At 57.7% G+C, this 241-nt stretch carries 1 protein-coding gene; it reads left to right on the forward strand.

Translation table 11 applies throughout. The annotated features are described in order from the left end of the window. Positions 1-241 (forward strand): transposase (locus OGX67_RS00410; RefSeq protein WP_225373215.1); only part of this gene is annotated, 241 nt, incomplete at both ends.

Consider the following 241-nt stretch of genomic DNA (forward strand, 5'->3'; position numbering starts at 1 on the left):
TGAGCGACGGTGCCATGGAAGATGCCCTGTACGAAATCGCCTCCATGCGCCTGTTTGCCCGATTATCCCTGGATAGCGCCCTGCCGGATCGCACCACCATCATGAATTTCCGCCACCTGCTCGAGCAGCATCAACTGGCCCGTCAATTGTTCAAGACCATCAATCGCTGGCTGGCCGAAGCAGGCGTCATGATGACCCAAGGCACTTTGGTGGATGCCACCATCATTGAGGCACCCAGCTC

It is taken from the genome of Citrobacter sp. Cf118 (genome assembly GCF_030334095.1).
Lineage (GTDB): Bacteria > Pseudomonadota > Gammaproteobacteria > Enterobacterales > Enterobacteriaceae > Citrobacter > Citrobacter freundii.